Source organism: Kiloniellales bacterium, assembly GCA_030066685.1.
GTDB lineage: Bacteria > Pseudomonadota > Alphaproteobacteria > Kiloniellales > JAKSBE01 > JAKSBE01.
Genome location: JASJBF010000033.1, coordinates 40,329 through 67,026 on the forward strand (window position 1 = coordinate 40,329; position 26,698 = coordinate 67,026).

Annotated in this window: 20 protein-coding genes; 11 read left to right on the forward strand and 9 right to left on the reverse strand. The window is 66.5% G+C overall.

Annotated elements, in window-relative coordinates; translation table 11 throughout:
• Positions 1-96: 96 nt before the first annotated feature.
• The 3 genes from QNJ30_19235 to QNJ30_19245 are packed head-to-tail and all read right to left on the reverse strand — an operon-like array spanning position 97 to position 2,744.
• Positions 97-915: a CbbQ/NirQ/NorQ/GpvN family protein gene (locus QNJ30_19235; GenBank protein MDJ0945607.1), complete on the reverse strand. Its 819-nt coding sequence runs from the start codon at positions 913-915 to the stop codon at positions 97-99.
• 6 nt (positions 916-921) lie between these two features.
• Positions 922-2,265 carry a cbb3-type cytochrome c oxidase subunit I gene (locus QNJ30_19240; protein ID MDJ0945608.1) on the reverse strand — a complete coding sequence of 448 codons (1,344 nt, stop codon included), beginning with the start codon at positions 2,263-2,265 and terminating at the stop codon, positions 922-924.
• Positions 2,266-2,291: 26 nt separating this feature from the next.
• Positions 2,292-2,744: a cytochrome c gene (locus tag QNJ30_19245; GenBank protein MDJ0945609.1), complete on the reverse strand. Its 453-nt coding sequence runs from the start codon at positions 2,742-2,744 to the stop codon at positions 2,292-2,294.
• A 296-nt stretch (positions 2,745-3,040) separates the two neighbouring features.
• On the opposite strand from QNJ30_19245, the gene QNJ30_19250 reads away from it, so the two are divergent.
• The 5 genes from QNJ30_19250 to QNJ30_19270 all read left to right on the forward strand — a co-directional run bounded on the left by QNJ30_19250 (position 3,041) and on the right by QNJ30_19270 (position 7,500).
• Positions 3,041-4,027, forward strand: a complete 987-nt coding sequence (locus QNJ30_19250) for a TRAP transporter substrate-binding protein (GenBank protein ID MDJ0945610.1) — start codon at positions 3,041-3,043, stop codon at positions 4,025-4,027.
• A 104-nt stretch (positions 4,028-4,131) separates the two neighbouring features.
• Positions 4,132-4,653: a TRAP transporter small permease gene (locus QNJ30_19255; protein MDJ0945611.1), complete on the forward strand. Its 522-nt coding sequence runs from the start codon at positions 4,132-4,134 to the stop codon at positions 4,651-4,653.
• 10 nt (positions 4,654-4,663) lie between these two features.
• The gene (locus QNJ30_19260; protein ID MDJ0945612.1) at positions 4,664-5,947 is read left to right on the forward strand and encodes a TRAP transporter large permease; all 1,284 of its coding nucleotides are present in this window, start codon (positions 4,664-4,666) and stop codon (positions 5,945-5,947) included.
• A 4-nt stretch (positions 5,948-5,951) separates the two neighbouring features.
• The gene (locus tag QNJ30_19265) at positions 5,952-6,668 is read left to right on the forward strand and encodes a FadR/GntR family transcriptional regulator (protein MDJ0945613.1); all 717 of its coding nucleotides are present in this window, start codon (positions 5,952-5,954) and stop codon (positions 6,666-6,668) included.
• Between the two features lie 70 nt (positions 6,669-6,738).
• Entirely contained in the window at positions 6,739-7,500 is a 762-nt protein-coding gene (locus tag QNJ30_19270) for an SDR family oxidoreductase (protein MDJ0945614.1), read from the forward strand.
• A gap of 35 nt (positions 7,501-7,535) precedes the next feature.
• Here QNJ30_19270 and QNJ30_19275 read toward each other — a convergent pair whose 3' ends face one another.
• Positions 7,536-7,979 carry a hypothetical protein gene (locus QNJ30_19275; protein MDJ0945615.1) on the reverse strand — a complete coding sequence of 148 codons (444 nt, stop codon included), beginning with the start codon at positions 7,977-7,979 and terminating at the stop codon, positions 7,536-7,538.
• Between the two features lie 298 nt (positions 7,980-8,277).
• On the opposite strand from QNJ30_19275, the gene QNJ30_19280 reads away from it, so the two are divergent.
• The 3 genes from QNJ30_19280 to QNJ30_19290 all read left to right on the forward strand — a co-directional run bounded on the left by QNJ30_19280 (position 8,278) and on the right by QNJ30_19290 (position 11,668).
• A complete protein-coding gene (locus QNJ30_19280; protein MDJ0945616.1) occupies positions 8,278-8,928 on the forward strand; it encodes an ABC-type transport auxiliary lipoprotein family protein in 651 nt (216 codons plus the stop codon).
• 400 nt (positions 8,929-9,328) lie between these two features.
• Positions 9,329-9,808, forward strand: a complete 480-nt coding sequence (locus QNJ30_19285) for a hemerythrin domain-containing protein (GenBank protein ID MDJ0945617.1) — start codon at positions 9,329-9,331, stop codon at positions 9,806-9,808.
• A 288-nt stretch (positions 9,809-10,096) separates the two neighbouring features.
• On the forward strand, positions 10,097-11,668 hold the full coding sequence (locus QNJ30_19290; protein MDJ0945618.1) for an ATP-binding protein: 1,572 nt from the start codon (positions 10,097-10,099) through the stop codon (positions 11,666-11,668).
• Between the two features lie 370 nt (positions 11,669-12,038).
• Here QNJ30_19290 and QNJ30_19295 read toward each other — a convergent pair whose 3' ends face one another.
• On the reverse strand, positions 12,039-12,185 hold the full coding sequence (locus QNJ30_19295; protein ID MDJ0945619.1) for a hypothetical protein: 147 nt from the start codon (positions 12,183-12,185) through the stop codon (positions 12,039-12,041).
• 1,055 nt (positions 12,186-13,240) lie between these two features.
• On the opposite strand from QNJ30_19295, the gene QNJ30_19300 reads away from it, so the two are divergent.
• Together QNJ30_19300 and QNJ30_19305 are read left to right on the forward strand one after the other, a co-directional pair.
• Complete coding sequence (locus QNJ30_19300; protein ID MDJ0945620.1) at positions 13,241-14,692, forward strand: adenylate/guanylate cyclase domain-containing protein; 1,452 nt, start codon at positions 13,241-13,243, stop codon at positions 14,690-14,692.
• 730 nt (positions 14,693-15,422) lie between these two features.
• Positions 15,423-16,703: an aspartate aminotransferase family protein gene (locus QNJ30_19305; GenBank protein ID MDJ0945621.1), complete on the forward strand. Its 1,281-nt coding sequence runs from the start codon at positions 15,423-15,425 to the stop codon at positions 16,701-16,703.
• 640 nt (positions 16,704-17,343) lie between these two features.
• On the opposite strand, the gene QNJ30_19310 is transcribed toward QNJ30_19305, so the two are convergent.
• Together QNJ30_19310 and QNJ30_19315 are read right to left on the reverse strand one after the other, a co-directional pair.
• On the reverse strand, positions 17,344-18,831 hold the full coding sequence (locus QNJ30_19310) for a D-aminoacylase (GenBank protein MDJ0945622.1): 1,488 nt from the start codon (positions 18,829-18,831) through the stop codon (positions 17,344-17,346).
• 199 nt (positions 18,832-19,030) lie between these two features.
• Positions 19,031-19,330 carry a hypothetical protein gene (locus QNJ30_19315; GenBank protein MDJ0945623.1) on the reverse strand — a complete coding sequence of 100 codons (300 nt, stop codon included), beginning with the start codon at positions 19,328-19,330 and terminating at the stop codon, positions 19,031-19,033.
• A gap of 364 nt (positions 19,331-19,694) precedes the next feature.
• On the opposite strand from QNJ30_19315, the gene QNJ30_19320 reads away from it, so the two are divergent.
• Positions 19,695-23,009 (forward strand): AAA family ATPase, encoded by a 3,315-nt coding sequence (locus QNJ30_19320; protein MDJ0945624.1) that lies wholly within the window; start codon positions 19,695-19,697, stop codon positions 23,007-23,009.
• 97 nt (positions 23,010-23,106) lie between these two features.
• On the opposite strand, the gene QNJ30_19325 is transcribed toward QNJ30_19320, so the two are convergent.
• Positions 23,107-23,706 carry an acyloxyacyl hydrolase gene (locus QNJ30_19325; GenBank protein ID MDJ0945625.1) on the reverse strand — a complete coding sequence of 200 codons (600 nt, stop codon included), beginning with the start codon at positions 23,704-23,706 and terminating at the stop codon, positions 23,107-23,109.
• A gap of 187 nt (positions 23,707-23,893) precedes the next feature.
• Positions 23,894-26,545, reverse strand: a complete 2,652-nt coding sequence (locus QNJ30_19330) for a hypothetical protein (protein MDJ0945626.1) — start codon at positions 26,543-26,545, stop codon at positions 23,894-23,896.
• Positions 26,546-26,698 lie beyond the last annotated feature (153 nt).

The following is a 26,698-nucleotide window of genomic DNA, read 5'->3' on the forward strand; positions in this document are numbered from 1 at the left end:
CATGAAGCCAATCCGGCTTCATGTCATCCCGCTCTCTTTCAAAAGTTTAGAGCACGATTCAGACATGAGGTCGTTTCGACCTCATGCCATCGTGCTCTAGCCCAGGACCGCGCGCACCACCTCGGCCAGGCCTTGCTTGACGTCGGCGTCGTCGGTCAGGGGCTCGATCATGGCGGCCTGGATCGCGGTCATGGGCTTGGTGCCGGCGCGGATCAGGGTCGCGCAGTGCACCACCAGGCGCGTAGACACGCCCTCGTCCAGGTCCCGGCCCTTGAGCTCGCGCAGGCGCTGCGCCAGCAGGACCAGGGGGCGGCAGCGCTCCGCCGGCAGCCCGCTCTCGGTGCTCACGATCTCGATCTCCTGCTCCTGCGGCGGGAAATCGAAGTCGATGGCGATGAAGCGCTGGCGCGTGCTGGTCTTCAGGGACTTCAGGATGTTCTGGTAGCCGGGGTTGTAGGACAGCACGAGCATGAATTCGGCGGGCGCCTCCAGCAGCTCGCCGGTCCGCTCGAGGGGCAGGATCCGCCGGTCGTCGCTCAGCGGGTGGAGCACGACGGTGACGTCCTTGCGCGCCTCGACGATCTCGTCGAGGTAGCAGATGCCGCCGAGGCGCACGGCGCGGGTCAGCGGCCCGTCGGTCCACACGGTCTCGCCGCCGTGCAGGAGGTAGCGGCCGGTCAGGTCGGCCGCCGCTAGGTCGTCGTGGCAGGCCACGGTGAAGAGCTCGCGCCCCAGGCGCGCCGCCATGTGCGCGACCAGGCGGCTCTTGCCGCAGCCGGTCGGCCCCTTGAGGAGCAGCGGCACGCAGTTCCGATAGGCGGTCTCGAAGATCTCGCACTCGTCGCCGATCGGCAGGTAGTAGGGCAGCGAACCCGGCTGCGGCGCGCCGGCGACCGGCGCGGCGGGCTGCGCCATGCCCGGCTACTCGGCTGGCTGCGGCGCGGCGGCCGCGGGCTCCGTCTCGCCGCGCGGCACGAAGACGGCCCAGATGAACAGCAGGGCGCCGATCACCACGACGATCCCGGCACCGAGGCGCATCAGGAAGAAGATCCCCAGCTCGTCCTGAACGTCCATGTAGTACTCGCCGCGCACCCGCTGCAGATGGGTCTGCACCACCCCGGCGAAGGTCAGGGTGAAGGTCATGAAGGCCATGCCGCCGTTCATCAGCCAGAAGCTCCACATGTTGAGCACCTGGTTGAAGGGCTGCCGCCCGCGCAGATAGGGCATGGCGTAGGTGATGATCGCGAGGTTGAGGGAGACGTAGGCGCCGAAGAAGGCCAGGTGGCCGTGGGCCGCGGTGATCTGGGTCCCGTGGGTGTAGTAGTTCACCGTCGAGAGCGTGTGCATGAAGCCCCAGACGCCGGCGCCGAAGAAGGCCACGACCGAGGTGCCGAGGCTCCACAGCAGGGCCGCCTTGTTGGGATGGGTTCGGCCGCCCTTCCAGACCATCATGAAGGTGAAGACCACCATGGCGAAGAGCGGCGCGACCTCCAGGGTCGAGAAGACGTTGCCGATCCACTGCCAGTACCCCGGCGTGCCGATCCAGTAGTAGTGGTGCCCGGTGCCGAGCAGGCCCGAGAAGAGCGCCAGGGCGACGATCACGTAGAGCCACTTCTCGACCACCTCGCGGTCGACCCCGGTCAGCTTGATCATGAGGAAGGCCAGGATCGCGGCCATGATCAGCTCCCAGACCGCCTCGACCCAGAGGTGGACGACGTACCACCAGTACATCTTGTCCAGGGCCAGGTTGGAGGGGTTGTAGAAGGCGAAGAGGAAGAAGACCGCGAGGCCCCAGAGGCCGAGCAGCAGGACGTTGGTGACGACGGTCTTGCGGCCCTTCAGCACGGTGAGCGTGATGTTGTAGAGGAAGATCAGGACCCCGATCACGATCACGACCTTGACCCACAGCGGGTGCTCGAGGAACTCGCGCCCTTCGTGGATGCGGAAGAGGTAGCCGACCACGGTCGCCAAGGCGGCGAAGAAGAGGATGGCGAACTGGATGTAGGCGAGCTTGGTGCTGTAGAGCTCGGTCTCGCTCTCTTCGGGAATCAGGTAGTAGGCCGCACCGAAGAAGCCGAGCAGCAGCCAGACGATCAGCGCGCTGGTGTGGATCATCCGCAGGATGTTGAAGGGAAGGAGCTCGGCGAGGAAGTTCGGGTTGACGTAGACGTAGCCGGCGAGCAGGCCGAAGACGACCTGCGCGGCGAAGAGGATCATCGCGCCGGCGAAAAAGACGAGCGCGACCTTTTGCGACTGGTACTGCATCGGCCTCCCTCAGACCTGGCGGGCGGTCAGCCCGATTCCTCCGGCGGCCAGCCCTGGGTATCGATCCGGCTGACCCATTCGAAAAAGTCGACCAGGTCGTCGAGCTCCTGGTCGTCGAGCCCGAAGTTGGGCATCTGGCGGCGGCCCTCGATCCCGGTCGGCTGCGACTCGATCCAGAGCTTCAGGGACTCCCGCGCGCCCTCCGGGTCGTCGGCGCCGCCGTAGCGCAGCCAGACGTTGCCCAGCTCCGGCGCGAAGTAGGCGCCTTCGCCGAGCAGCGTGTGACAGTTGATGCAGGAGTGCTTCTCCCAGACGTGCTTGCCGCGCGCGACGGCCTCGGTCAGGCCTTCCGAGTCGGTCGATTCGTTCACGATGTAGAGGTGACTGTGAGCCGTGAGGCCCAGGAAGATCAGAAGAAAGATGAGCGACCCGCCGTAGAAGATGTTTCGCGCCGCCGACTTGGTCAGCCGATCTTCCATATACGACTCCCATCAACTGTGCGAACCGGCGCGCCGTCGGCCCCCCGGTCCGATTCCCGCGCAACTATAGATCAAGTGTGCGGCCGAGAACACCTCGCTGTGCGCTTTTCGCGCGCCCGAGCCAGGACGGCGACGCCGGCAAGGCGCCGTGCTTGTAACGACACTTGATAAGTCGTCCGTATCTGGGAAACTTGTCAGACAAGCGATGCCCGGGCGGGACGGGGAAGGCGATCCACCCCCTCGTCCCCCCCGGCGCCATAAGAACGCAAACTCAGAAGTTCCGAGGGAGGTTATCCATGATCAGCTTCAGACAGGCCATCCCCTATCTGGCGGCGACCGCCTTGCTGGCGGGCGTCACCTCGGCGGCCCAGGCCGCGGAATGGCGTGGCTGGAACATCCACAAGCCGGACTATCCCAACACCGTGGCGATGGACAAGTTCGCCGAGCTTCTCGAGGAGAAGTCCGGCGGCAAGATCACGCTGAAGATGTTCCATTCCGGCACCCTGGGCACCCAGCCCGACGCCATCGAGCAGGTCCGCATCGGCGGCCTGGAGATCGGCAACTTCAACCTGGGTCCGATCGGCCCGGTGGCGCCGGAAGCGAACGTGGTCTCCCTGCCCTTCATCTTCAGGGACATGGAGCACATGCACCGCGCCCTTGACGGCGAAGCGGGCGACCAGATCAGCGCCGGCATGGCCAAGAAGGGACTGATCGCGCTGGCCTGGTACGATTCGGGCGCGCGCTCCTTCTACAACTCCAAGAAGCCGATCGAGACCCCGGCCGACGTCTCCGGCATGAAGGTCCGGGTCATGAACAACGACCTCTACTCCGGCATGATTTCCGCGCTCGGCGGCAACCCCTCGCCGATGGCCTTCTCCGAGGTCTACCAGTCGCTCAAGACCGGCGTCGTCGACGGCGCCGAGAACAACTGGCCGTCCTACGAGTCGACCGGGCACTTCGAGGTCGCCGGCTACTACTCCCTGTCCCAGCACCTGATCATCCCGGAGTGCGTCTGCATCAACGCCTCGGTCTACGACGGCCTGTCCGACGCCGACAAGGCGCTGGTGAAGGAGGCCGCGCGGGAGTCCGCGACCCTGCAGCGCGAGCTCTGGGCCAAGCGCGCCGAGTCCAGCCGCGAGAAGGTGATCCAGGCCGGGGTCAAGTTCAACGACATCCCGGACAAGGCCGCCTTCCAGGAGGCCATGCAGCCGGTCTACGACAAGTATCTGAGCGCGAACCCCGACCTGAAACCGCTGGTCGAGCTGATCCAGAACACGAAGTAGGTCCCTTCGGCAAAGGCCACCGGCTCTCGGCGAGCACCGGGAGAACCGGTGGCCGCGCCCGACTTGGCGCGCGGCTGCGGTATTGCTCGGAGCGGTGACGACTCATGCCCGACCGGACGCACCCGGATAGGAAATCCCGCTACGACCAGCTGCTGGACCTGATCAGCTCCGTCAGCATGCTGATCGGCGGCATCGCGTTGGTCGCCCTGACGGCGATGTTCGGCTGGCTGGTCTTCGGCCGTTACGTCCTGAACTCGACCCCGACCTGGGTCGAGCAGGCCGCGCTGCTCCTGGTGATGCTGATCGGCTTCCTGGGCGCCGCCGTCGGCATCCACAGGAACACCCATCTCAGCATCTCCTACTTCCGCGAGGTCAGCCCCCGGCCGCTGCGGCTCGCCTTCGTCGTGATCTCGCACCTCGCCCTGCTCGGCTTCGGCGCGGTGATGATGGTCAAGAGCTACGAGCTCGCCGTCTTCAAGTGGGGCACCGAGATCCCGCTGATCCACCTCCCGGAGGGGCTCCGGGCCATCCCGATCATGCTCTGCGGGGCCTTCACCTCGCTGTTCTCCATCGGCCATCTGATCCGGCTCTTCAAAGGGGCCGGAGACGACGGGTCGGACGGCTGAGGGCTAGACCATGGGCCTGGTCGTCCTGCTGGGGATCTTCGCGGCCTGCGTCGTGGTCGGCATACCGGTCGCCTTCGCCCTGGGCATCGCCGCGGTCTCGGCCTTCTTCTACGAGGGCCTGCCTCTGATCATCGCCTTTCAGCGGATCATCTCGGGCATCAACGTCTTCTCGCTGATGGCGATCCCCTTCTTCATCTTCGCCGGCGAGCTGATGTTCCACGGCGGCATCGCCATCCGCCTGGTCCGCTTGGCCTCGGCGGCGGTCGGCGCCCTGCGGGGCGGCCTCGGCATCGTCAACGTCTTCTCCTCGATGCTCTTCGGCGGGATCTCCGGCTCGGCCGTCGCCGACATCTCGGCGCTGGGCTCGATCCTGATCCCGGTGATGAAGGAGAAGGGCTACGACGACGACTACGCGGTCAACGTGACCGTGACCTCGTCGATCGCCGGGATCCTGATCCCGCCGAGCCACAACATGATCCTCTTCGCCGTGGCCGCCGGCGGCGGCGTGTCGATCTCCAGCCTGTTCCTCTCGGGCGTCGTGCCCGGCATGGTGATGTGCGTCTGCCTGGCGGCCGCCGCCTACCTGATCGCCGTGCGGCGGGGCTACCGCGCCGAGGCCTTCCCCGGCGTCCCGGTGCTCCTGGTGAGCTTCATCGCCGCGCTGCCGGGCCTCTTCACCGCGGTCATCATCGTCGGCGGCGTCCTCAGCGGCATCTTCACGGTCACCGAGTCCGGCGCCTTCGGGACGATCTACGCCTTTCTCGCGACCATCGTCGTCTACCGCGCGCTGACCTGGGAGAACTTCAAGATCGCGGTCGTCAACTCGGTGCGGACCACCTCGATGGTCATGATCCTGGTCGCCTGCGCCGCCGCCTTCGCCTACATGCTGACCTTCTACCAGGTGCCCTCGCGGATGACCGGCTTCATGTTCGGCATCTCCGAGAACCCGGTGGCGGTCCTGCTGATGATCAACCTGATGCTGCTGGTGCTCGGCATGATCATGGACATGGCGGCGCTGATCCTGATCTGCACGCCGATCTTCCTGCCGGTCGCGCAGTCGCTGGGCATGGACCCCCTGCAGTTCGCGATGATCATGATGATGAACCTGGGCCTGGGGCTCTGCACGCCGCCGGTCGGCGCCTGCCTCTTCGTCGGCTGCGCCGTCGGAAAGGTGCCGATCGAGCGCGCCGTCAAGACCATCTGGCCCTTCTATGCGGCGATCCTGGTGGCCCTGATGCTGACCACCTTCGTGCCGGCGATCTCGCTGGCCCTGCCGACCTGGTTTGCGGGCTAGCGGGATGGTCGATCTGAAGCTCAGGATCGAGAAACGCGAGCGGCTGGCCGACCAGCTCTACGGCCAGCTGCTGGAGAAGATCGTCTCCGCCGAGCTGAAGGAGGGCGACAAGCTGCCCTCCGAGAACCAGATATCGCGCGCCTTCAAGGTCTCGCGGCCGGTGATCCGCGAAGCCCTGCTGCGCCTGCAGGCCGACGGCCTGGTCTACACCCGCCAGGGCGCCGGGACCTTCGTCAAGGCCCGGCCGCCCGAGGGCCTGATTCACTTCGCCTCGCCGTCCGACGTCGCCGGGCTGCTGCGCTGCTTCGAGGCGCGGCTGCCCCTCGAAGGCGCGGCCGCAAGCCTGGCGGCGCAACGGGCGACGGCCGAGGACATCAAGAACATCGAGGCCAGCTTCGGGAAGCTGCAGGCCGCCCTGAAGGGTGACGACCTGGCGGACGAGGCCGACTTCGCCTTCCACATGGCGGTCGCCAAGGCCACCGGGAACGACGTCTTCGTCGGCATCCTGTCTTCGCTCAACGCGGCGATGATCGCCGGCATGCGGGTCGCCCTCAAGATCAGCAGGCGGGGCTCGCCGGAGCGCATCCGGAAGATCCTCGACGAGCACCGGGCGATCGCCGACGCAATCTCGACTGGAGACGCGGTCGGGGCCGACCTGGCGATGCGCTACCACATTCACTGCGCGCGCAAGCGCGTCACCGACCACCTGCGCGACCGGTGATCGGCGCGGGGAGTCGCGCGGTCCCTCCGGGCCGTGCCCAGCTGTCAGCAAACGAAGTGGAAAGCGAGGAATGACTCAGGATCTAGCAGGCAAGTCGGTCCTGGTGACCGGTGCAAGCACGGGAATCGGCGCGGCGGTGGCCAAGGGTTTTGCGGGCTGCGGCGCCAAGGTCGCGGTCCACTACGGCTCCAGCCGAGCTGAAGCCGAGGCGGTCCGGGCCGGGATCGCCGAGGCCGGCGGCACCGCCAAGGTCTTCCAGGCCGACGTGCGCTCGACCGAGGCGGTGCGGGGCCTGGTCGAGGCCGTGGCCGCGGACTTCGGCGGCCTGGACGTCCTGGTCTGCAACGCGGGCGGCCTGGTCGGCCGCGTGAACCTTCAGGAGCTGACCACCGAGTTCTACGACGAGGTCATGACCCTGAACGTGCGCTCGGTGATGGAGTGCTGTTCCGCCGCCATCCCGCACTTGATCGCGGCCAAGGGCAACGTCATCGTCACCGGCTCGCTGGCGGCGCGCATGGGCGGCGGCGCCGGCGCCAGCCTCTATGCCGGCGCCAAGGCGGCGGTCGAGAACATGGTGCGCAACTATGCGCGGGAGTTCGGCGAGCAGGGCGTGCGCTTCAACGCGGTCGCCCCGGGCACCATCTACACCCTGTTCCACCAGGTGCACACCCCGCCGGAGGTCTTGGAGGCGATCAAGTCGACGATCCCGATGAAGCGCCTGGGCACGCCTGAGGACTGCGTCGGCACCTACCTCTACCTCGCCTCGGACGCGATGTCGGGCTACGTCACCGGCCAGGTCGTCGAGGTCAACGGCGGCCAGCTGATGCCGTAACGCCCGTCCGAGATCGGGATCTTCGCCGAAGAGCTTCAGGCCGCGGCTCTCTGGGCCTCGGCCGTGTCCCGCATGTGCTTCGCCGTGCGCAGATAGATCGCCGCGGACCAGGCGGCGATCACCGTCACCTCGAGGGGCGTCGTCGGCATGGTCTCGAGGTCGCCGAAGGCGTAGGACCAATACAGGATCAAGGCCACCAGGATCGGGATGCCGAAGACCAGGAACCGCACCGCGACGACGAAGCCGATGCCGAAGTACTTCGCGGCGAAGTCCTGCCCTTCGCCGCCGCGGTTCGCGCGATAGGCGTAGACCGTGCCTGCGACCGCGATCAGGACGCTCAGCACGGACAGGAGGCCGTCCCAGAAGTTCGTCGCCTCGGGCGGGAAATGGGTGCCGAGCTCGAGGAGACCGCCTCGAACCCGACGAAGACGATGACCTAGGGAAAGACCCGCCCCTCGGACCCAAGCCGCCCGTTCCATCCGGACCTCGGCCGGTGGCACCGCTTTCGCCATACGCCGGGCTAGCCGGTGGATCCGCCAAGGATTTTCCGGAGTTTCCATCTCCGGCCGGAAGCCGACGAGCCGCAGGATCGAGCCTGTCGCCCGGGCTTGGCCGCCGGGGCGCGGCGGCGCCAGGAGGACTTCCCCGACCGCGCCTCAGAGGCTAGGCTTGCCGCGACGTCGTCCTGGGCGCCGGGCGCCGCGACCGGAAGGTTCAGCGCGGAGACGCGAGAGGATCCAGGGTCGGCGTCTTGAAACGACCGAGGTGGCGAATCCGATGACCCGCGCCAGCAGGCCCGAAAGCGATCGCCTGCCGCGTCGAAGGTTCGTTCTCTCCGCGAGTTGCCTGGCCGGCCTCGGGCTGGTCGGATGCCAGCTTCCCGGAAGCGGCGCAGCCCCGCGCCGGATCCGGCTGGCGCCCCTGGAGGACTTTCCGCCGGGCCCTCGGACCGCAGCCTGGACGCTGCAGGTCAACGAGCCGACCGCCACCTTGTCGCTGAACACGGCGCGGATCGCGATCGGCACGCGGGACGACATCAAGTACGTCTCCGGCGGCCAGTGGGCGAGCCGCGCGCCCGAGATGGTCATGGAGCTGCTGGTCAAGTCCTTCGGTAATTCCAACAGGATCTCGAAGGTGGTCGACCGGCGCGGTCGGATCCGCCCGGACTTCGTCCTGAACCTGCAGCTCATCCAGTTCCATATCGAGACGACGGCAGCGACTGCGCAGCGGGGCACCGTGCGCGTGCGCCTGGACACCAGCCTGATGAAGCCGCCCCGCCGGGACCCCCTGGCCACCGCCTCCTTCGATTCCGCCTACGAGATCGAGAACATCACCCTCGACAACATCGTAACCGGCTTCGATACGAGCCTGGGCGACGTCATGCAGGACGTCGTGGCCTGGACCTTGGAGACCGCCGCCGAGGCCTGACCGGCCACCGCGGTCAATCGAGGATCAGCAGCAGGCCCCGGTCCCTGAGGCTGACCTGAGCGGCGGCCACCGTCACATCCGACTCCGGGAGCGGACCCGACAGGGGAAGGAATTCCGGCCGGCCGCGCGCTGATGTCCGTTCTTGGCGGGATAGCGGGCGCCCTGCGGATCTCGGCAGGATGTCGTCGTCAAGCCACAAGCTGACATAATTCCGTTCCAGTCAAACGCGGCGTTTGCCATCGGGCAGGCTTGGCTCGACATCGGCAAGCTTGATGTGGATCAAAGTCTCATCCGCGAATTCGGCATTAATCGAAACTGAAAATCAACGATAAGCCTGCTTGCGACCGCACCAGTGTTTCTGCAACCACCGACCTTCAGCCAATGCGCTACCGCAGCCGAGGTGATTGCCGATCCTCTGGGCTTTATCCTCTTGGAACACCGAGAGCAGGAAGAGATTTGCGCCCGGCTGGAGAAGCTCGTGGACGACCTCACGAAGCCCGACGCCTCCGGAGAGGCAGCAGCCATAAAGGCGTACCTGTTGGAAGATCTTCCTGACCACGAAACAGACGAAGAGAGGGTTCTGCTTCCCCTGCTGCAATCGCGCTGCCGGGACGACGAAATCGGTTTGGTCCTGTCGCGGCTCCGACGAGAACATGACCAGGACAGAAGGCTTGTGGAAACGCTCGTCGACGACCTGGGGGCCATCTGCGCAGAGGTGCCACTGGGTCTGCCAAACGACTTCGCTATCAACGCTCTCATGCTCGTCGAGAGATGGAGACGTCACCTCTTCTGGGAAAACCGCAGCGTCTTGCCCCTTGCCCGTCGGTGGCTCAGCGAAGCCGACTTGAGTGCGCTAGGTCACGCAATAGCCGGACGTTGAAGGTTGAACGTCCGATTCGGATTTGTTTTGGGTGTCGAAAGCCGGCCCCGCAGGGGTCTCTTTCCTGCACCAGCTGTCGGGCTCTGCTCGAACTCGTTTCTTGAGCGACTTTGCAAATTGACGGCGCCAATCGCTGGCAACGAAGAGGATAGCCGCGAGCGAGGTTCTCCAGCTTCCAATGGCGACGTGGATTTTGCTGGACCGATGGATGAGGTGCCGAGGACGGCGGGTGATCCTGAGTCGGAGCGAAGCGAGTACACGGCATGCTGAGGGTGAAGGCCATAGAGGATGTGTTTCAAAGGCAATGATGATCTCGGGACCTCCTCCAGTTTCCTGAGGTCCGTTCTCGACTCCTTGACAGAACAGATCGCCGTTATCGACGAAGGCGGCAAGATAGAGTGGGTCAACGAAGCCTGGATCGCCTTCTCGAAGGAAAATGGCGGCGCACTGGAGAAGACCTGTCCGGGCGTCAATTACTTGCAAGTTTGTCGTCAGTCTGCCGAGAGTGGCGAGACGGAAGCTCAAGAAGCCTATGCTGGTATCCGGGACGTTATAGAGAAACGGCGGCCCCTATTCCATTTCGAATACCCCTGCCACAGTCCCCAAGAAAAGCGATGGTTCATGATGTGGATCAAGCCACTTGAGATGGATGGCCCTCGCAAGTTCGTCGTACAGCATCAAAACATTACCCAACGCAGATCTCTGGAAGAACAGCTTCTGCGCTCTCAGCGAATGCAGGCGATCGGGCAAATGACAGGGGGCGTTTCCCATGACTTCAACAATCTCCTCGCTGTCATGATCGGAAACGCAGAGGCCCTGGAAGATAAGGTCGGCTGGGACCAGGAAGCGAAGTATCACATAGAAGAGATCAAGTGGGCGATAGACCGGGGCTCGTCCCTCACCAACCGGCTGTTGGCGTTCTCGCGCCAACAGCCGCTGGAACCGGCGTCGACGGACGTAACCGGGCTCGTCGGTAGTCTAAGTGATATCCTGCGCCGTACGCTTGGCGAGACCGTAGAGCTGAGAATAGCCTGCGCTTCAGACCTGTGGCCGGCGATGATCGATCCGCGCCAGCTGGAAAACGCTCTCATCAATTTGGCGGTGAATGCACGGGACGCCATGCCGAATGGCGGGACGCTGATGATCGAGTCCACCAACGTCACTCTCGATGACTCCTATGCTGATAAACACGAAGAGGTGACCCCTGGGGACTACGTGGAGATCGTGGTGAGTGACACTGGCACAGGTATACCGAGTGAGACTCTGGAAAAGGCATTTGAGCCCTTTTTCACGACAAAGGAAGTGGGAAGAGGCAACGGTCTTGGTCTAAGCGTTGTCTACGGCCTCCTAAAGCAGTCAGGAGGGCATATAACGATCGAAAGCAGAGTTGGTCGCGGCACTACGGTAAGGCTCTACCTGCCTCGCTCGTATGAAGCCGCCACTCAGGGAAGCGCTGACCGCGATACGGTGGAGCTTGCACGTGGATCAGAACGTATTCTAGTTGTCGAAGACAATCCAAGCGTCCGACGAATTTCAGCAGACATCCTCCGTAGTCACGGTTACGAAGTTGTGGAGGCAAGAAACGGTACCGAAGCGATAAGACGACTTCGGAATGGCAAAGGTTTTGCTCTCTTATTCACTGACGTTGTGCTACCTGGGGGCATGAACGGTGTGGAAATCTCGGAAAAGGCCAAACGAATACAGCCAGGCATTCGAGTTCTCTATACCACGGGCTACGCCGAGAACCCGGTTGTCCATGAAGGGCAGTTGCAGACCGAGGTGAATCTGGTGAGGAAGCCCTATCGGCGCGGCGAGCTTCTTGCGAGGATTCGTGCCATTCTTGAGAGCGACTGCAGCTGACACTCTCGGGGCCAAGTGAGCTTTCTTCGGTGTCTCGCTGCAAAGCTGTGTTGATATGCCGAGGATTGGTTTGGCTCACTTGTTCCCGTCAGGGACTGTCGCCGCGCACGTCCGAAAACGGGTGCTGAGCGGTCCTCCCTGTCTCTGATGTCTGGAGCTGGGGGTCAGCCGAACCTGCCGCGGAAAGGACCGTGATCGATAGGTTTCGTCGAGAGGCGGCACCCGTGTTGCAGCAGAGCCTTATGCCTTGTTGGCAGCACGCCCAACGCGACGCCTTGACCGAGACCGCTGCGAAAGCCCTGCGATGCGGCCGCTCTGTCGCTATCTTGGCACCTCGCTGGGTCAGAGCCGGGATCGCCCTCGACCGCCATCATGGCCCGGCGAGAGCGGATCGCGCGCGGGCGAGGTCCTGTTCCGCCGCCGCCCGCGGCGGGTCCTGGTCCTGCCGGCGCAGGGCGCGGCCCGGGCGCACGCCGCTGTGGGCGCTGCCGTCCCAGACCGTCCGGCCGTTGACCATCACCAGCTCGATCCCGGCGGCCGGCCGCTTCGGCTCCTAGAAGGTCGCGCTGTCGATCACCGTCTCGGGATCGAAGAGCACCAGGTCGGCGAAGGCGCCCGCGCGCAGCAGGCCCCGGTCCTTAAGGCTGAACCAAGCGGCGGCCAAGGTCACATCCGACCCCGGAAGCAGACCCGACAGGCGAAGAGATTTCCGGACAGCCGCGCTCTGAAGTCCGTTCTTTGGCGGCATGGCGGTTGCGCTGCGGATCTCGGCAGGATGTCGTTGTTCAACTACAGGCGGACTTATGAGCGTGCCTTTCCTGAGGTTGTGGATATCACCCAGATTCGGTGGATAAGTCCGTATTTTGTCCCCAAGATATTGCAGATTCATGGCAGTCAATTCTTGTGATCTGAGCCAACGATTCACTAGACTATTTGTGGATCGAGGAGCCTTCGGGCCGATTGATCCGGGAGACGTCAGGAGCAAGGATTCGCGTCCAAGCAACTGGCGTCTCTTTTATTGTGGGAGGTAAAGATCGAGCTGTGGTCCTGCGGTGGCGGTATGGCCCGGCACTGGGCGTTTCCGCCGTCAAAGCACCGGGCCAACCCGTCAGGCAGGATTCTTCGCGTCCAGCAACGCAACGTCCCTAGCGACCCGCCCGGATTCGTGTCAACAGTTCGATGAGCGGTGGCGCTCCCCGGGCGCTGAGCACGGTCCCCCGGCACCGACTGCTAGCACAGACTTCCGGAAACGAGGCAGAGCGGCCCTCCAAGGCCCTGATGTCTGCCGTTACGACCGAAGCATCCGAATGGACGGCACGGTCGGGCCGGCTGCCATCGAACCTCGAACGCCAGTCCCTTCTGGACCCGCACAAGACGAGCTGCCACGTCGGATGGCTAGGCGTCAGGGCTATCAGGCCAGCTGTGCCGGCTCGAACTGTCCAGTGTGCACTAGACAGCAGGAGGTATGGTCGACTAGGACGTTAGACCTCTAAGGCTTCGCGGTTCGAGCCCGCCGGGTAGCTCATAGCTGCTCCAAATCCGTGAAAGTCTTACAATTCGGGAGTGGTCGCGATGCGCTCGATTGCCTCGGTCCTCAAAGGGATGCAATCCAAGTATTCGCCGTTGCGTCCTGGATCGACCGACCCGGCAATCCAAACCGCGATCAAGGCTGCCGAGCGAGAAGGCCAACTCCTTGCGCTCAAGGTTCGAACCTCGGCCTTGTCCCTGTTGGCCCTGTGGCTTGCCTTGTTCGCGCCAAGTGTCGAAATCCTCTATCCCCTAGTCCTGACGGTCCTGCTGATTCTCCTTGGGCTCCTGCCGCTCTTGCTGCGCCGCGCCGGCTTCGAACGGGCCTGGTTGCCCCATGCGCTGGTGTTCCTGGATTCGGCCTTCCTGGCACTCGCGTTGTTTGTGCCAAACCCGCTGGTGCAGGAACACTTTCCTCTGGCGATCTATCTTCGCTTCGATTGGTTCGTCTATTTTTTCGTCCTTCTGGCATTTTATGCTCTGAGCTATTCACCGTCGCTCGTGCTGCTGAGCGGCATCTCCGGCGCAGCCGCCTGGAGCCTTGGCGTTTGGTTTCTTGTCTCTTTGCCCGGCACACGGCCCTTCGCCCCGCTCACAGCCGGGCCCGATTTCGACGTTTCGGCCCGTCTGGAGGCAATATTGGACCCTGCCTTTATCGATGTGAACAAGTGGGAGCAGCAGGTCGTCGTCTTGGTGCTGGTCGCGATTGTGCTGGCGGCGGCCGTGTGGCGGTCACGTCAGCTGGTCGCGATCCAGGCGACGGCCGAGCGTGCGCGAACCAACCTGGCACGCTATTTCTCACCTAACCTGGTTGACGAAATCGTGGCATCGAATCGGGGCCTCGATCTCGACTCCGTCCGCCAGCAGAAGGTGGCCGTCTTGTTCGCCGACATCGTAGGGTTCACGACGCTTTCGGAAGGTCTGACACCAATGCGTGTCGTTAAGTTTCTTCGAGGGTTCCATCGGCGCATGGCGAATGCGGTCTTCGCCCATAACGGCACAATCGACAAGTATTCCGGCGACAGCGTCATGGCCACGTTCGGAACGCCACACGCTGACGATTCGGACGCAAGCCGAGCGATCGCTTGCGCGCTTGAGATGGTGGCGCAGATCGATCGCTGGAACGAAAAGCGCCAGAGTCGCGGCGACGGTCCAATCGAGATAGGGATCGGGGTGCACTACGGCGAGGTCGTCGTCGGCAATATTGGCGACGAACGGCGTCTCGAATACACGGTGATCGGCGACACCGTGAACGTTGCGAGCCGTTTGGAGCGATTGACGAGGGAGCTCGATGCCGTTGTCGCCATCAGTGACAACCTTATCAAGGCGGCCCGAGCATCGAGTCCTGAAGCTCAAGGACACTTGATGGGCTTTGAACGTCAGCCCGACGCGACCGAAATTCCAGGACGCAGTCTGCCGGTAACTATCTGGACTTTCAGACGAAACGCGCGATCTGCAAGACATGCGACGCGCTCTGCGACTTTGGACGCCGACTAGACAAGACGTGCAGCAAAGACGGTGGCTCGTGCAGGTGACAGAAATGTATGGCTTTGGGCATCGTTTCTTGGGCACCTTTTTATGCCGGCTGACGTTGCGATGTTCACGCCTTAGCCCTCGATGATGGTGTCGCCTAGATTGACTCCGACGCGATAGACGATGCGCAGAGCTTCTAGGGCATGCTTGTTGTGGCATCTCACTCCATCCTGGGCTTTTTGAGGCGGACCGAGCCGCATCCATTACGCTTGCGAACTCGACGAGGATGGGATCGCCCATATCTTTCAAACGGCCCAGCCCGGTTGTCCAGCAGCTCCGGATATCGCGAATGGATAGACTTCCTCGTCGCTGCGTCCGGTCACGAACATCTGGAATCAGCGCCAATGCGGTGCTCCCCGGATCTGTTGTCTGAAGTTGGAGATAAGCCGGACCTGCCACGGACTAAGCTTCGAGGGCAAGGTGTAGCCACAAGCGGCCCTTCAGGAAAACCTGGTGAAAGGCTGATCTACGGAAGAAGCTGGGGGACGATACCCTAGTTGTCTTGCACCGGGATGTGGTGGCGCCGGTTATCGTGGTCCATCAGCACTGAAGGACCGTCTGGATGCCAAGAGCCGGGCCGAATGGGTTGCCGGTCTTGGTCATTCACCTATCATCGTGGCAGGCACCAGGAGATATCCAGACAATATCGGCTGGAGAGTGCTAGGCGCGGATTGATCAAGACGGACAACGTGCGATGAGCAACAGCGAGCGTAGCCGGGTCTTCCGGTACGGCGGTGACTTTGCTGATCAGTGCATTGTGCGGGCCAAGGGCTCCTACATCTACGATCGCGATGGCCACGAGATCCTCGATTTCACCTCGGGCCAGATGAGCGGAATTCTCGGTCATGGCCATCCCGAGATCGTCGCCGTCGTGCAGGACATGGTCGCCAACCTCGATCACCTTCACAGCGGCTTTCTGTCCGATCCGGTGGTCGAGTTTGCCGATGCGCTCGCTGAGATGCTTCCCGAAGGGCTCGACCGGGTGCTTCCGCTTTCGACGGGCGGTGAGTCCAACGAGGCGGCGCTCCGGATTGCCAAGACCTACACCGGTGGCTTCGAGATCGTCGCCTTCGACCGTTCGTGGCACGGCGTCACGGGTGGTGCGGCAGCCACGACCTATTCCGGTGGCCGCCGCGGCCATGGCCCAACCCTTCCGGGGGTTTTGACCCTGCCGACACCCCACGCATACCGCTCGCCTTTCAATCGCGATGGCGACTACGACTGGCGCACGGAGTTCGAATTCGGCTGGGACATGATCGACCGCCAGAGCACCGGCCAGTTGGCGGCGATTATCGTCGAGCCGATCCTGAGTGCGGGCGGCATCATCGAACTCCCGGACGGCTACTTGACCGCGCTGCAAGAAAAAGCACGCGAGCGGGGGATGCTGTTGATCCTTGACGAAGCCCAAACCGGCATGGGGCGGACCGGCAACAGTTTCGCCTTCGAACGCGAAGGCGTCGTTCCAGATATCCTCACCCTCTCGAAGACCCTGGGCGCCGGTTTGGCCCTCTCGGCAACGATTACCTCGACGGCGATCGAGCAGGACTGCCATGATAAGGGCTTCCTCTTCTACACGACTCACGCTGCCGATCCGCTGCCGGCGGCGGTCGGACGCAAGGTGGTGGAGATCGTCATGCGTGACCGATTGGCAGACCGCGCTCGCGATCTCGGCGTATACCTGAGTTCCCAGCTTCACGACCTGCAGCAACGACACCCGATCATCGGCGATATCCGAGGGCGCGGCCTGCTGCTTGGTGTCGAACTGGTGGCCGATCGCCAAACCAAGACGCCGACGCCGGAGGTCGGGGTGGCCGTGAGCCAGCGCTGCCTCGAACTCGGGGCCTGCCTCAACATCGGCCGACGCTCCATGGCCGGTGTGTTCCGACTGGCGCCGCCGTTGACGGTGACCCGAGACGAGATCGACCGGGCCGTGGCGATATTCGATCAGGCCCTAAGCGAATGCGCGATGGCTTAGTCAGCTCGCCCGGGTGACCTTCTTGCCACCAGTATTAATGTTAAGGTGTGCAAGAGACTCCGAATAACATCTTCGGACCGATCATTGGCGCAGGTGTCGTCTTGCCCGCCTGGGTGGCCAAGACCTGCATTCACTGCCCCATCGGACGCCCTCGAGATAGGGCAGGCCGATGGCTATGCAATTTCTGTGAAACGCGCCGGTTGGGCCACAGCATAGATAATACCAGCGGGCAGCCGTGCCCGGTCAGAGCTTGGCACAGTAGCAGACGTTGCTCCATCAACCTGCATCGGTTTCCTCCGGATCGGGACACGCTTCCCTGTCACCGACTGCTACCCTGCATGTCCGGAGTCTGGGGCAGAGCGGTCCGCTCGAGCCCGGGGGATCCAAGCCGGGGCCAAAACGAACCTGTCGCCGACTTGAGCGTGATCAATAGGTTTCGCCAAGGGGCGACGCCCGTGCCGCAAGAGAACGTCGTGCCTTCTTGGCACGACGCCTTACGAAACGTGTTGGCTGAGACCCTTGCAAAAGCCCTGCGACGCGGCCGCTATGTTGCCTTCCTGGCAGCTTGCCGGGTGAGAGTCGGATTCGCCCTCGACCGCCATTCTGGCCCGGCGAGAGCGGAGCTTGCGGCGGCGCGGCCCTATTCCGCCGCCGCCCGCGGCGGGTCCTGGCCCTGGCGGCGCAGGGCGCGGCCCGGCCGGTCGCCGCTGTGGGCGCCGTCCCGCCAGACCGTGCGGCCGTTGACCATGACCAGCTCGATCCCGGCGGCCGGCCGCTTCGGCTCGTCGAAGGTCGCGCTGTCGATCACCGTCTCCGGGTCGAAGAGTACGAGGTCGGCGAAGGCACCCGCGCGCAGCAGCCCGCGGTCCTTGAGGCCGAACTGCGCGGCGGTCAGTCCGGTCATCTTGCGCACCGCCTCCTCCAGGGGGAAGAGGCCGAGCTCGCGGGCGTAGTGCCCCAGCACCCGCGGGAAGGTGCCCCAGAGCCGCGGGTGGGGGTGGACGTCGTGGGGCAGGCCGTCGGAGCCGATCATGGCATGGGGATAGGCGAGGATCCGCTGCACGTCGGCCTCGTCCATGACGAAGAAGATCCCGCCCGCCGGCGACAGTGCCTCGACCGCCGCGTCGCGCTCCAGCCCCATTTCGGCGGCGATCTCGTCCAGGTCGCGCCCGGCGACCTCCGGGCGGGTCTGCGACCAGGTGACGATGACCCGCTCGGCGTTGAGCGCCCGGCCCGAGGCCAGCATGGTCGAGCCGGCGACGTAGGGATAGACGTCGAGCCCGACCGGCTGGTCCCGCCGCGCCGCCTCGATCCGCGCCAGGGTCTCGCTCGAGCGGCCGAAGTTCTGCCGCCCGGTGCACTTGTGGTGCGAGATCACGACCGGCGCCCCGGCCTCCCGGCCGATCCGGAAGCTCTCCTCCAGGGAGTCGAGCACGCGGTCGCCCTCGTCGCGCATGTGGGTGGAATGCAGGGCGCCGAAGGCCGCGAGGCCCCGGGCGATCTCGATCACCTCCTCGGTCGGCGCGGCCGCGGCCGGCGGATAGAAGAGGCCGGTCGAGAAGCCGATCGCGCCGGCCTCGAGCGACTCCTCCAGGGCGGCGCGCATGGCCTTGGCCTCGGCCGCGGTCGCGGGCCGCGCCAGGTCGTCCATGGCGCCGACCCGCAGGGTCGCGTGGCCGACCTGGGCGGCGAGGTTGACCGCCGGCGGCTCTTGGTCCAGGGCCTCGAGGTAGCCGGCGAAGTCGGCGAAGAAGCCCTCCGGCGCGTCGCAGACCAGGTCCATGGGTGCCGGCGGCCGCCGCGCGGTGGTCAGCGGCGCGAGGCTCACCCCACAGTTCCCGGCCACCACCGTGGTCACGCCCTGGCTGACCTTGCAGGTCATCAGGGGATCGGCCAGCACCGCCCGGTCGTCGTGGGTGTGGGCGTCGATGAAGCCGGGCGCCAGGGCCTTGCCGCCGGCCTCGACCTCGCGCGCGGCTTCGAGGCCGTCCAGCTCGCCCAGCGCAAGGATCCGGTCGTCCGCCACCGCCAGGTCGCCGCGCCGCGACGGCGCCCCGCTGCCGTCGATCAGCCGCGCGTTCCGGATGATCAGGTCCGCCTTGCCCGCAGCCACTTCGCCCTCGACCATGTCGCCTCCAGCTTCGTCCCGCCCCGAGGATAGGCCGCTCGGCCCGAGAAATCACCCGCCGCGCAGACGCATCCCGGCGAGGGGGCGCTCGAAGTGGGCGGCGCCCCCGCCCGCCTCCCTCCCCCTCGACGGGGCGCGTACGCGCGGCGCTGCGCGCGGGTCGGGGTGGGGGTGGCTCTCCGATCTCCGCCGGCCATCCCTAAGTCAGGCTCAGCAGGACGACCCAGACCAGCGCCGCGAGGCGCAACCGCTCGGCCCGGCCCCGGTCGCCGTCGTGTCGGTCGGCGGCGCGCCAGACCCCGACCACCGCCAGGAGGTTGTAGGGCAGGGAGAGGCCGTAGCCCACGGCCAGGGCCGCGAGCGGCCGATCCGCCATTACCAGAGCCAGGAACAGCAGGCTGGTCGCGAGGTTGACGAGCAGCCCGCCGGCCACGGCATAGGTCCAGAACGCCCGGTCGAGCGGCAGCTCGCCGGACCAGAGGCGGCGGAGTTCACCCACGGCCGGAGGCCTTTCCTTGCTCTCTTGGCACTACGCCCTTTCGGCAGGGGCCAAAACGGGTGCTCTTCTTGTATCCTGGTGCGGGACTGCCGTCGCCCCCGGATCGCCGGCCCTTCGGCCGCGCCCTCGCGGGGCCGGCCCGAGCGCCCGCCGGCGCTGCCGAAACTTTTCGGCGGGTGGCAATGGCCACAGACGCGGGGGCGCTCGCCGGGCCTTGTTTCCTGCCATCGTGGTTCGAGGCGGCGGCCAGAGCCCGGGATTCCTCGAAGTCGCGTTTCCGGCTATAGTCGGAGCCGAAAAGGCGCGGAACTCTCGGGGCAATGACGGGTTGGACCGGGCGGCTGCGCGATCGGGGAATGTGGTCGTGGACGACAGGGTTGTAAGCCTGCTGCGGAAGCTGGGGCTGGAGGCGCACGCCGGGGCCTTCGAGGCCAACGACGTCGACCTCGAGGCGCTCGGCTACCTCGACGACGACGATCTGAAGGAGCTCGGCCTCTCGCTGGGTCATCGCCGCAAGCTCCTGGCGGCGCTCGCCGGGCTGCGCGAGTCCGCGGAGGACGGCGATCCGGAGGGCCGCGACCCGGAGCCGGAGCCGCGGCGGCCCGGCGGCGAGGGCGCGGCCGAGCGCCGGCTGCTGACCGTCATGTTCATCGACCTGGTCGATTCCACGCCGCTCGCGCACGAGGTCGACCCCGAGGAGCTGCGCACCCTGACGCGCAACTTCCAGGTCGCCGTGACCGCCGCCGTCGTCCGCTTCGAAGGCTACGTCGCCAGGTTCCTGGGCGACGGCGTCCTGGCCTACTTCGGCTGGCCGAGGGCCCACGAGGACGAGGCCGAGCGCGCGGTCCGCGCCGCGCGCGACGCCCTCGCCGCGGTCAAGGCCATCGCGACCCCGGCCGAGCGGCCCTTGCGGGCGCGGGTCGGAATCGCCACCGGCGAGGTCGTCGTCGGCTCGATCGTCGGCGAGATCACCACCGACGAGGAGGCCGTCGTCGGCACCGCGCCGGCCCTGGCCGACCGCCTGCAGCGCCTGGCCGCGCCCTTCGAGGTGGTGATCGGGCCGACGACCCGCCGGCTCCTGGGCGACGCCTTCGAGCTGGAGTCCCTCGGCCGCCGCGAGCTCAAGGGCTTCGACGAGGCGGTCGAGGCCTGGCGCGTCCTCGGCGAGGGGCGGGCCGAGACCCGCTTCGAGGCGGTGCGCGGGCGCGGTCTGGTCCGCCTGGTCGGGCGCAATCACGAGCTCGGGCTGCTCGAGGAGCGCTGGCAGCGCGCCAAGGACGGCGAGGGCCAGGTCGTGGTGCTCTTCGGCGAGGCGGGCATCGGCAAGTCGCGGCTGGTCCAGGAGTTCCGGCGCAAGATCGCCGACCAGCCGAGCTTCAGCTTCCGCTACCAGTGCAGCCAGCATCACAGCAACAGCGCCTTCCATCCGGTGATCGAGCAGATCCGGCAGGCCGCCGGGATCACGGAGGACGAGCCGGCCGAGGCCAGGATCGGCAAGCTCGAGGCCCTGGCCGGCCTGGCCTCGGAGGACCTGGGGCGCGCGGTGCCGATCATGGCCTCGCTGCTGCGGGTCCCGGCGGAGCCGGCCTACCCGGCGCTGGAGATGCCGCCGCAGCAGCTGCGGCAGAGCACCATCGCCTGCCTGGTCGAGCAGGTCATCTCGCCCGCCAGCCGGCATCCGGTCCTGGTCGTGGTCGAGGACGCGCACTGGGCCGACCCCTCGATGCTCGACTACGTCGGCGAGCTGATCAACGCCATCGGCGACCGGCCGGTCCTGCTGGTCGTCACGGTGCGCACCGAAGACGACGGCGGCTGGCCCGACCGGGCCCACCTCACCCCGATCACCCTGGGCCGGATCGGCCGCCGCCAGGCGACCGAGATCGCGCGCTCGATCGGCGGCTCCCAGCTCCAGGATTCGACTCTGGAAGCGATCGTCCGGCGCGCCGAGGGCGTGCCGCTCTACGTCGAGGAGCTGACCCGCACCATGGTCGAGACGGAAGACGGCGCCACGGGCGGCGTCGAGCTGGTGCCGACGACCCTGCAGACCTCCCTGGTCGCGCGCCTCGACCGCCTGGGCGAGGCCAAGGCGGTCGCCCAGATCGGCTCGGTGATCGGCCGCGAGTTCGACCACGGGCTGCTCGCCGCCCTGGCCGGGGAGGCCGGGGTCGCGATCGAGGGCCCGCTCGAGCGCCTGGTGGAGTCCGGCCTGGTCATCCGCCGCGGCCAGCCGCCCGACGCGCGCTACGCCTTCAAGCACGCCCTGGTTCAGGACGCCGCCTACGCCACCCTGCTGATGAGCCGGCGCAAGGAGCTGCACGGCCGCATCGTCGCCGCGCTCGAGGCCCGCTCGGCCGAGGGCAAGCGGGCGCACGTCGACCTCGTCGCCCACCACGCCCTGCAGGCGGAGGATTGGCGGCGCGCCTTCGAGGCCTACAAGCGGGCCGGCGAGGACGCCATCGGCCGCTCGGCCCTGCGCGAGGCGATCGGGCAGTTCAAGCAGGCCCTGGTCGCCTCGAAGCAGCTGCCGGATTCGCCGGAGCTCACGGGCCGGGTGATCGACCTCCACTTCGAGCTGCGCAACGCGCTCTGGGCGGTCGGCGGCTTCGAGGAGATCCTGAGCCACCTCGACCAGGCCGAGCGCCTGTCCAAGGCCCTCGGCGACGAGGTCCGCCTGGGCTGGGTCTCGGTCTACCGCGGCGCCAGCCTCTGGCAGCTCGGGCAGTCGGACCATGCCAAGGCGGCGGTCGAGCGGGGCCGCGAGATCGGCGAGCGCGCCGATGCCCTGGCCCTGGAGATGGCGGCCAACTTCTATCTCGGCTGCGCCTACGTCACCTCCGGCGAGTGCCGCACCGCGGAGGCCTACTTCGAGCGGGTCGTCGAGGCCCTGCCCGGCCAGCGCGCCAAGGAGAAGTGCGGGCTGCCCTTCGCGCCCTCGATCATCTCGCGCTCCTGGCTGGTCTGGTCCTACGGCGAGCGCGGCGAGTTTGGCCGCGCGGAGGACCACGCGGAACGCGCCATCGCGCTCGCCGAGGAGGTCGGCAATCCCTTCAACAAGGCGCACATCTACTACGACGTCGGCTACCTCGAGATCGTCCGCGCCGACCACAAGGAGGCGATCCGGGCGCTCGAGCGGGCGCTCGGGCTGATCGAGACCTGGAGCCTCGCCTACCTCTCGCCCTTCACCCTGGGCTTCTTGGGGCATGCCTGCGTCGAGAGCGGCCAGGTCGAGCGCGGCCTCGAGCTTCTGGAAGAGGCCAACCGGCGCTACGCGCGCATGGGCCTCGGCCTCTTCAAGTCCCTGGTCGGCATGCAGCTGGCCAACGCCTACCTGCGCGCCGGGCGGCTCGAGGAGGCCTCGAAGCGCCTGCAGCAGGCGCTCGAGGTCGCCCGCAGCCGCCAGGAGCGCGGCCACGAGGCCTACGGCTTCTTCGTGCTCGGCGGGATCGCCGCGCGCACCCCCGGCAGCGGCAGCGGCGACGCCCGGCAGTGCTACGAGAACGCCCTGGCGCGCGCCGAGGACCTGGGCATGGCGCCCCTGGCCGCCCAGTGCCACCGGGCCCTCGGCCGCCTGCTCTCCGAGGGCGCCGCCGAGGAGGAGGCGGCGAAGCGCCACCTCTCCCGCTCCCGGGAGATGTTCAAGGGCCTCGGCCTCTCCGAACCCGACTCGCCCCCCGGCTGACCCCGACCGCGCCGCCGGGACGGATGGCGGCAGAACGGCGGAACGGCCGTTCTCATAGCCCGGGTTTGGAACCGCCTTCACCCCCCAGCGAAGACCCTCAGAACGGCAGCGCGAAGTTGACGTGGACCTCGTCCTCCCCCGGGTTTTCGTCGTGGATCTGGGCGTTGGAGATGTGGCCGAGGGTGAGCCCCAGGCGCGAGCCGTCCTCGAACTGGTAGGTGAGGCCCAGCGCGAGGCGGAACTGGAACACCCCGCCGAGGTCGCTGCTGTCGGCCTGGTGGTAGGCGCCCAGGCCGGCCAGGGGCGTGACCACGAGATCGCCGTACTTGAAGTCGGCGTAGAGGCCGACGTAGCCATAGGCGCCGCGGTCCGTGTTGGCCAGGGCGCCGACCGCCGGGCCGAGTCCGTAGAGCTTGTCGCCGAGCCTGAACTCGACACGCGCGGCGGCCGAGCGCTTGGAGTCGGACTTGCGCTCGAAGACGTCGAAGACCCCGACGCCGAGGTCCAGGTAGTGCGGCCCCTGCCCCAGCAGGTCGACGCCCCAGAAGGACTCGACGACCGCTTGCTCCTCCGCCCGGGGCGCGCCGGACAGCGCCAGCGGCGCCGCGAGGACCGCGGCCGCGAGGGCACCGGAGCGCGCGACCGCGCGCCTCATGTCCAGGCCGACGTCTTTGCCGGCAGTGGTAAGGTGTGCCATGTCCCGAGCTTGCCGGACCGAGGTGCGCCCCGTCGAGAGGCGAAGCTGCCCGCACGAAGCTCCGCGACAACCCGCTCGATCAAGATCGGTTCAGACCGAACCAATCTGAACCGTGAATCTCGATCGATTTTAGCACGTTAGAGCATGATTCACGTGTCACGCCGCGTCGGTGCGACACGACCATGCTCTACACCGCGCTCGGCGGGACGATCAGCTCGTCGGGATGCAGGGCGAGGTAGGGGGGCAGGGTCATGAGGGTCAAATCGCCCCCGACGTTGACCCCGCGCATCACCGTGTCCAGTTGGTTCGCGGTCAGAGTCCGGAGGTGGAAAGCCTCCAGGTCCGAGTTTTGATCGTTCGGGTCCTTGTCGAGGATCGTGGTCCCGGTGGCATCCCTGATCTCGCCCTCCATCTTCGACCAGACGCCGCCCACTTCGGTCGCGCCCGCCGGCACGTAGAAGTACCACTTCGGGGATCCGGTCAGCACCGCCTGGGTCTCCGCCGGGAGCACCCGGAAGCTCACCAGATAGGTCCCCGAGATCTCGTTCGAGGCGCCCCCCGGGTCACCGTCGCGCCACCAGCAGAGCCACACGCCCTGCTTGCGCGGGTCCTTGATCCGCAGCTGGTAGACGGTGTTCTCCTGCAAGCCGGTCGCGACCCAGTTGGTCCAGACCTGACTGTCCTGGGCTGCGGTGAAGGTGCGGCTGTCGACCACGGTCTCCGACCCGTCGACGACCTCGACCGTCTGATCGGCGCCGGGCGACCCCGTGACCCAGGGCTTGAACCACCAGTCCAGCGAGGTCTGGCCGGCCGTCGTCTTGACCCACAGCGTGACCGCGTCGCTGCGGTCGTACCAGGCTTGGCCAAGCGGTCGGTTTGGCTCCTCGGCCGCCGCCGCCGGCTGGGGCGCGACCAGCCCGTCGAAGGGGTCGTCCGGGTAGCCGACGACCGTGAAGGTGTAGGGATTGTTGTTGGTCAGCCCCGCGACGCAGAGCGCGTACAGCCCGGCGTCGCTGAAATCCGGGAAGTAGGCCCCGCCGCTCTGCCAGGTGCTCGGGACCTGCCCCCAGGGCTTCTCCAGCTGGACCGAGCCCAGCGGGTGGCCGCCGTAGCGGTCCTCGAGATCGCGGTCGGCGCCGAAGGGGTCGAGCCAGGTCCAGAAGTGGTAGGTGACCAGCCCCTCGTAGCGGATGTGATAGAGGAACGCCCTGAACTCGTCGTAGACGTCGAGCCCGGCCGCGGTCTCGACCTCGGCGGCCAGGACCGCCCGGTAGAGCTCCAGGAAGCGCGTGTACTTCACGAAGGCGTTGAGCCGCGCCCGCTCCTCGGCGGTGGGGTTGGCGTCGAGCGCGCTGACCAGGTCGCCGTACATCCGGTGGAGCAGGTCCTCGGTGAGCAGCGGGGCGAAGCTGCCGCTGCGGATCCAGAGCGCCCGCGCCGTGAAGCCTTCCATGGCCGAACGGACCGCGCCGGTCGGGAAGCAGGTGTCCAGGAAGTTGGTTACCACGTCGCGCGCCAGGCCGGCGAGGTCGCTGCCGCGCTTCCGCCAGATGCCCTGCCAGATCAGGGCGCCCAGGAAGGTCGGGCAGAGCCCGGCGCCCAGCTCGCCGCCGACGTAGAGCGGGTAGTTTTCCGTGATCCGGGGCGCGTCGTTGGCCCACCAGTCGGCGAGCACGTCCTCCCGGGAGACCGCCGCCGCGCCCGGCCGGTCCCTGCTGCCCTGCCAGACGCTCATGTACCAGTAGCCGGAGAACTGGTGGACGTTGCCGGAGGCCACGAGCGTGCGGTAGCTGTCGTGCACGCTGTTCCAGTCCTCGGTGCCCTGGAAGAAGCCCTTGGTGACGACGACGTGCAGGCCCGCCGGCAGGAAAATGCCATGGCCCTCCGGATCCAGCTTGCCGGGGGCTCCCGGATAGCTGGTCGAGCCGTAGGCCAGCATGCTGATCTGCGCGTCTCGGACGGCTTGGTCCGCGTCGGCCGCGAAGGACTCGGCGACCTTCTTGGCCAGGAAGAGGTTGATCTCGGTCTCGTTGTAGGTCGTCGGGTCGCCGTCGTCGCGCCCGAACCCGACCACGTGCTCCCAGCCCTTGGTCCCGTCCGTCGTGGACACGGAGACGTTGTCCCGGCCCCTGTCGATCATGTCCTGCTTCAGCCACTCGGCGAAGCGCTCGCAGACGACGTAGCTGCCGTTCTCGTCCTGCAGATAGACCTGCAGGCGCTTCCCGTCGTCGACGTAATGGTCTGTGCTGTTCCATTCCGGATTGCCTTCGGGGGTCGTGCTGAGTTCGAGTACGGCCCCCTGCCAGACGTGCGAGGAAATCACGGCCGGCACCGGGCCGACCATGTTGACCCGCTGCCACTCGGGGAAGTCGGTCTTCAGGGACCCCTCCAGGAAACCCCCGGCGGTCCCGAAGGCCCCCGTGTCCTGCACGTCGTGCGCCTTCGCGATGTCGAGCTCGACGGAGATCGTGGGGTAGGTGGGCTGCACGAGGAAGGCGCTGTTGGGCAGCCACATCCTCTTGCCCAGGCTCCAGGACAGGCGCGCCACGGCCCGGGTCAGCCACAACGCCGAGCGGGCCCGGACGTAGAGGACGCCGTCCGCGGCGGTGAAAAGCTCCCAGTCCGCGTCGCCGGTGGCCCAGTTCTGCTCGATCTCGACTCGGATGTGGTCCCCGGCGGTGGAATCCGTGATCACGACGTTGAAGGGATCGCCCGTCGCGACGAAGGCGTTGAGGTCGTCGCGCAGCCGCTCGGCCTGGGGCAGAACCTCGGGGTCTTCGCCGGTCGCGACGCGGATGTCGACGGCCGCGGTGCCGTCGTAGAGGGTGAGTCGTGTCATGGCGCTGGCTCTCCTTCCTCATCGTCGCCCGGCCGTCCGGCGCACCGAATGCGCCGCACTGCCCGGAAGGACCGGCCCGCGCCGCCCGGTCTCGGGTGAAAGGCGCGGTTGCATTTCCCGGAGTTTGCACCACCCCGCGCGCCCCGGGTGTGG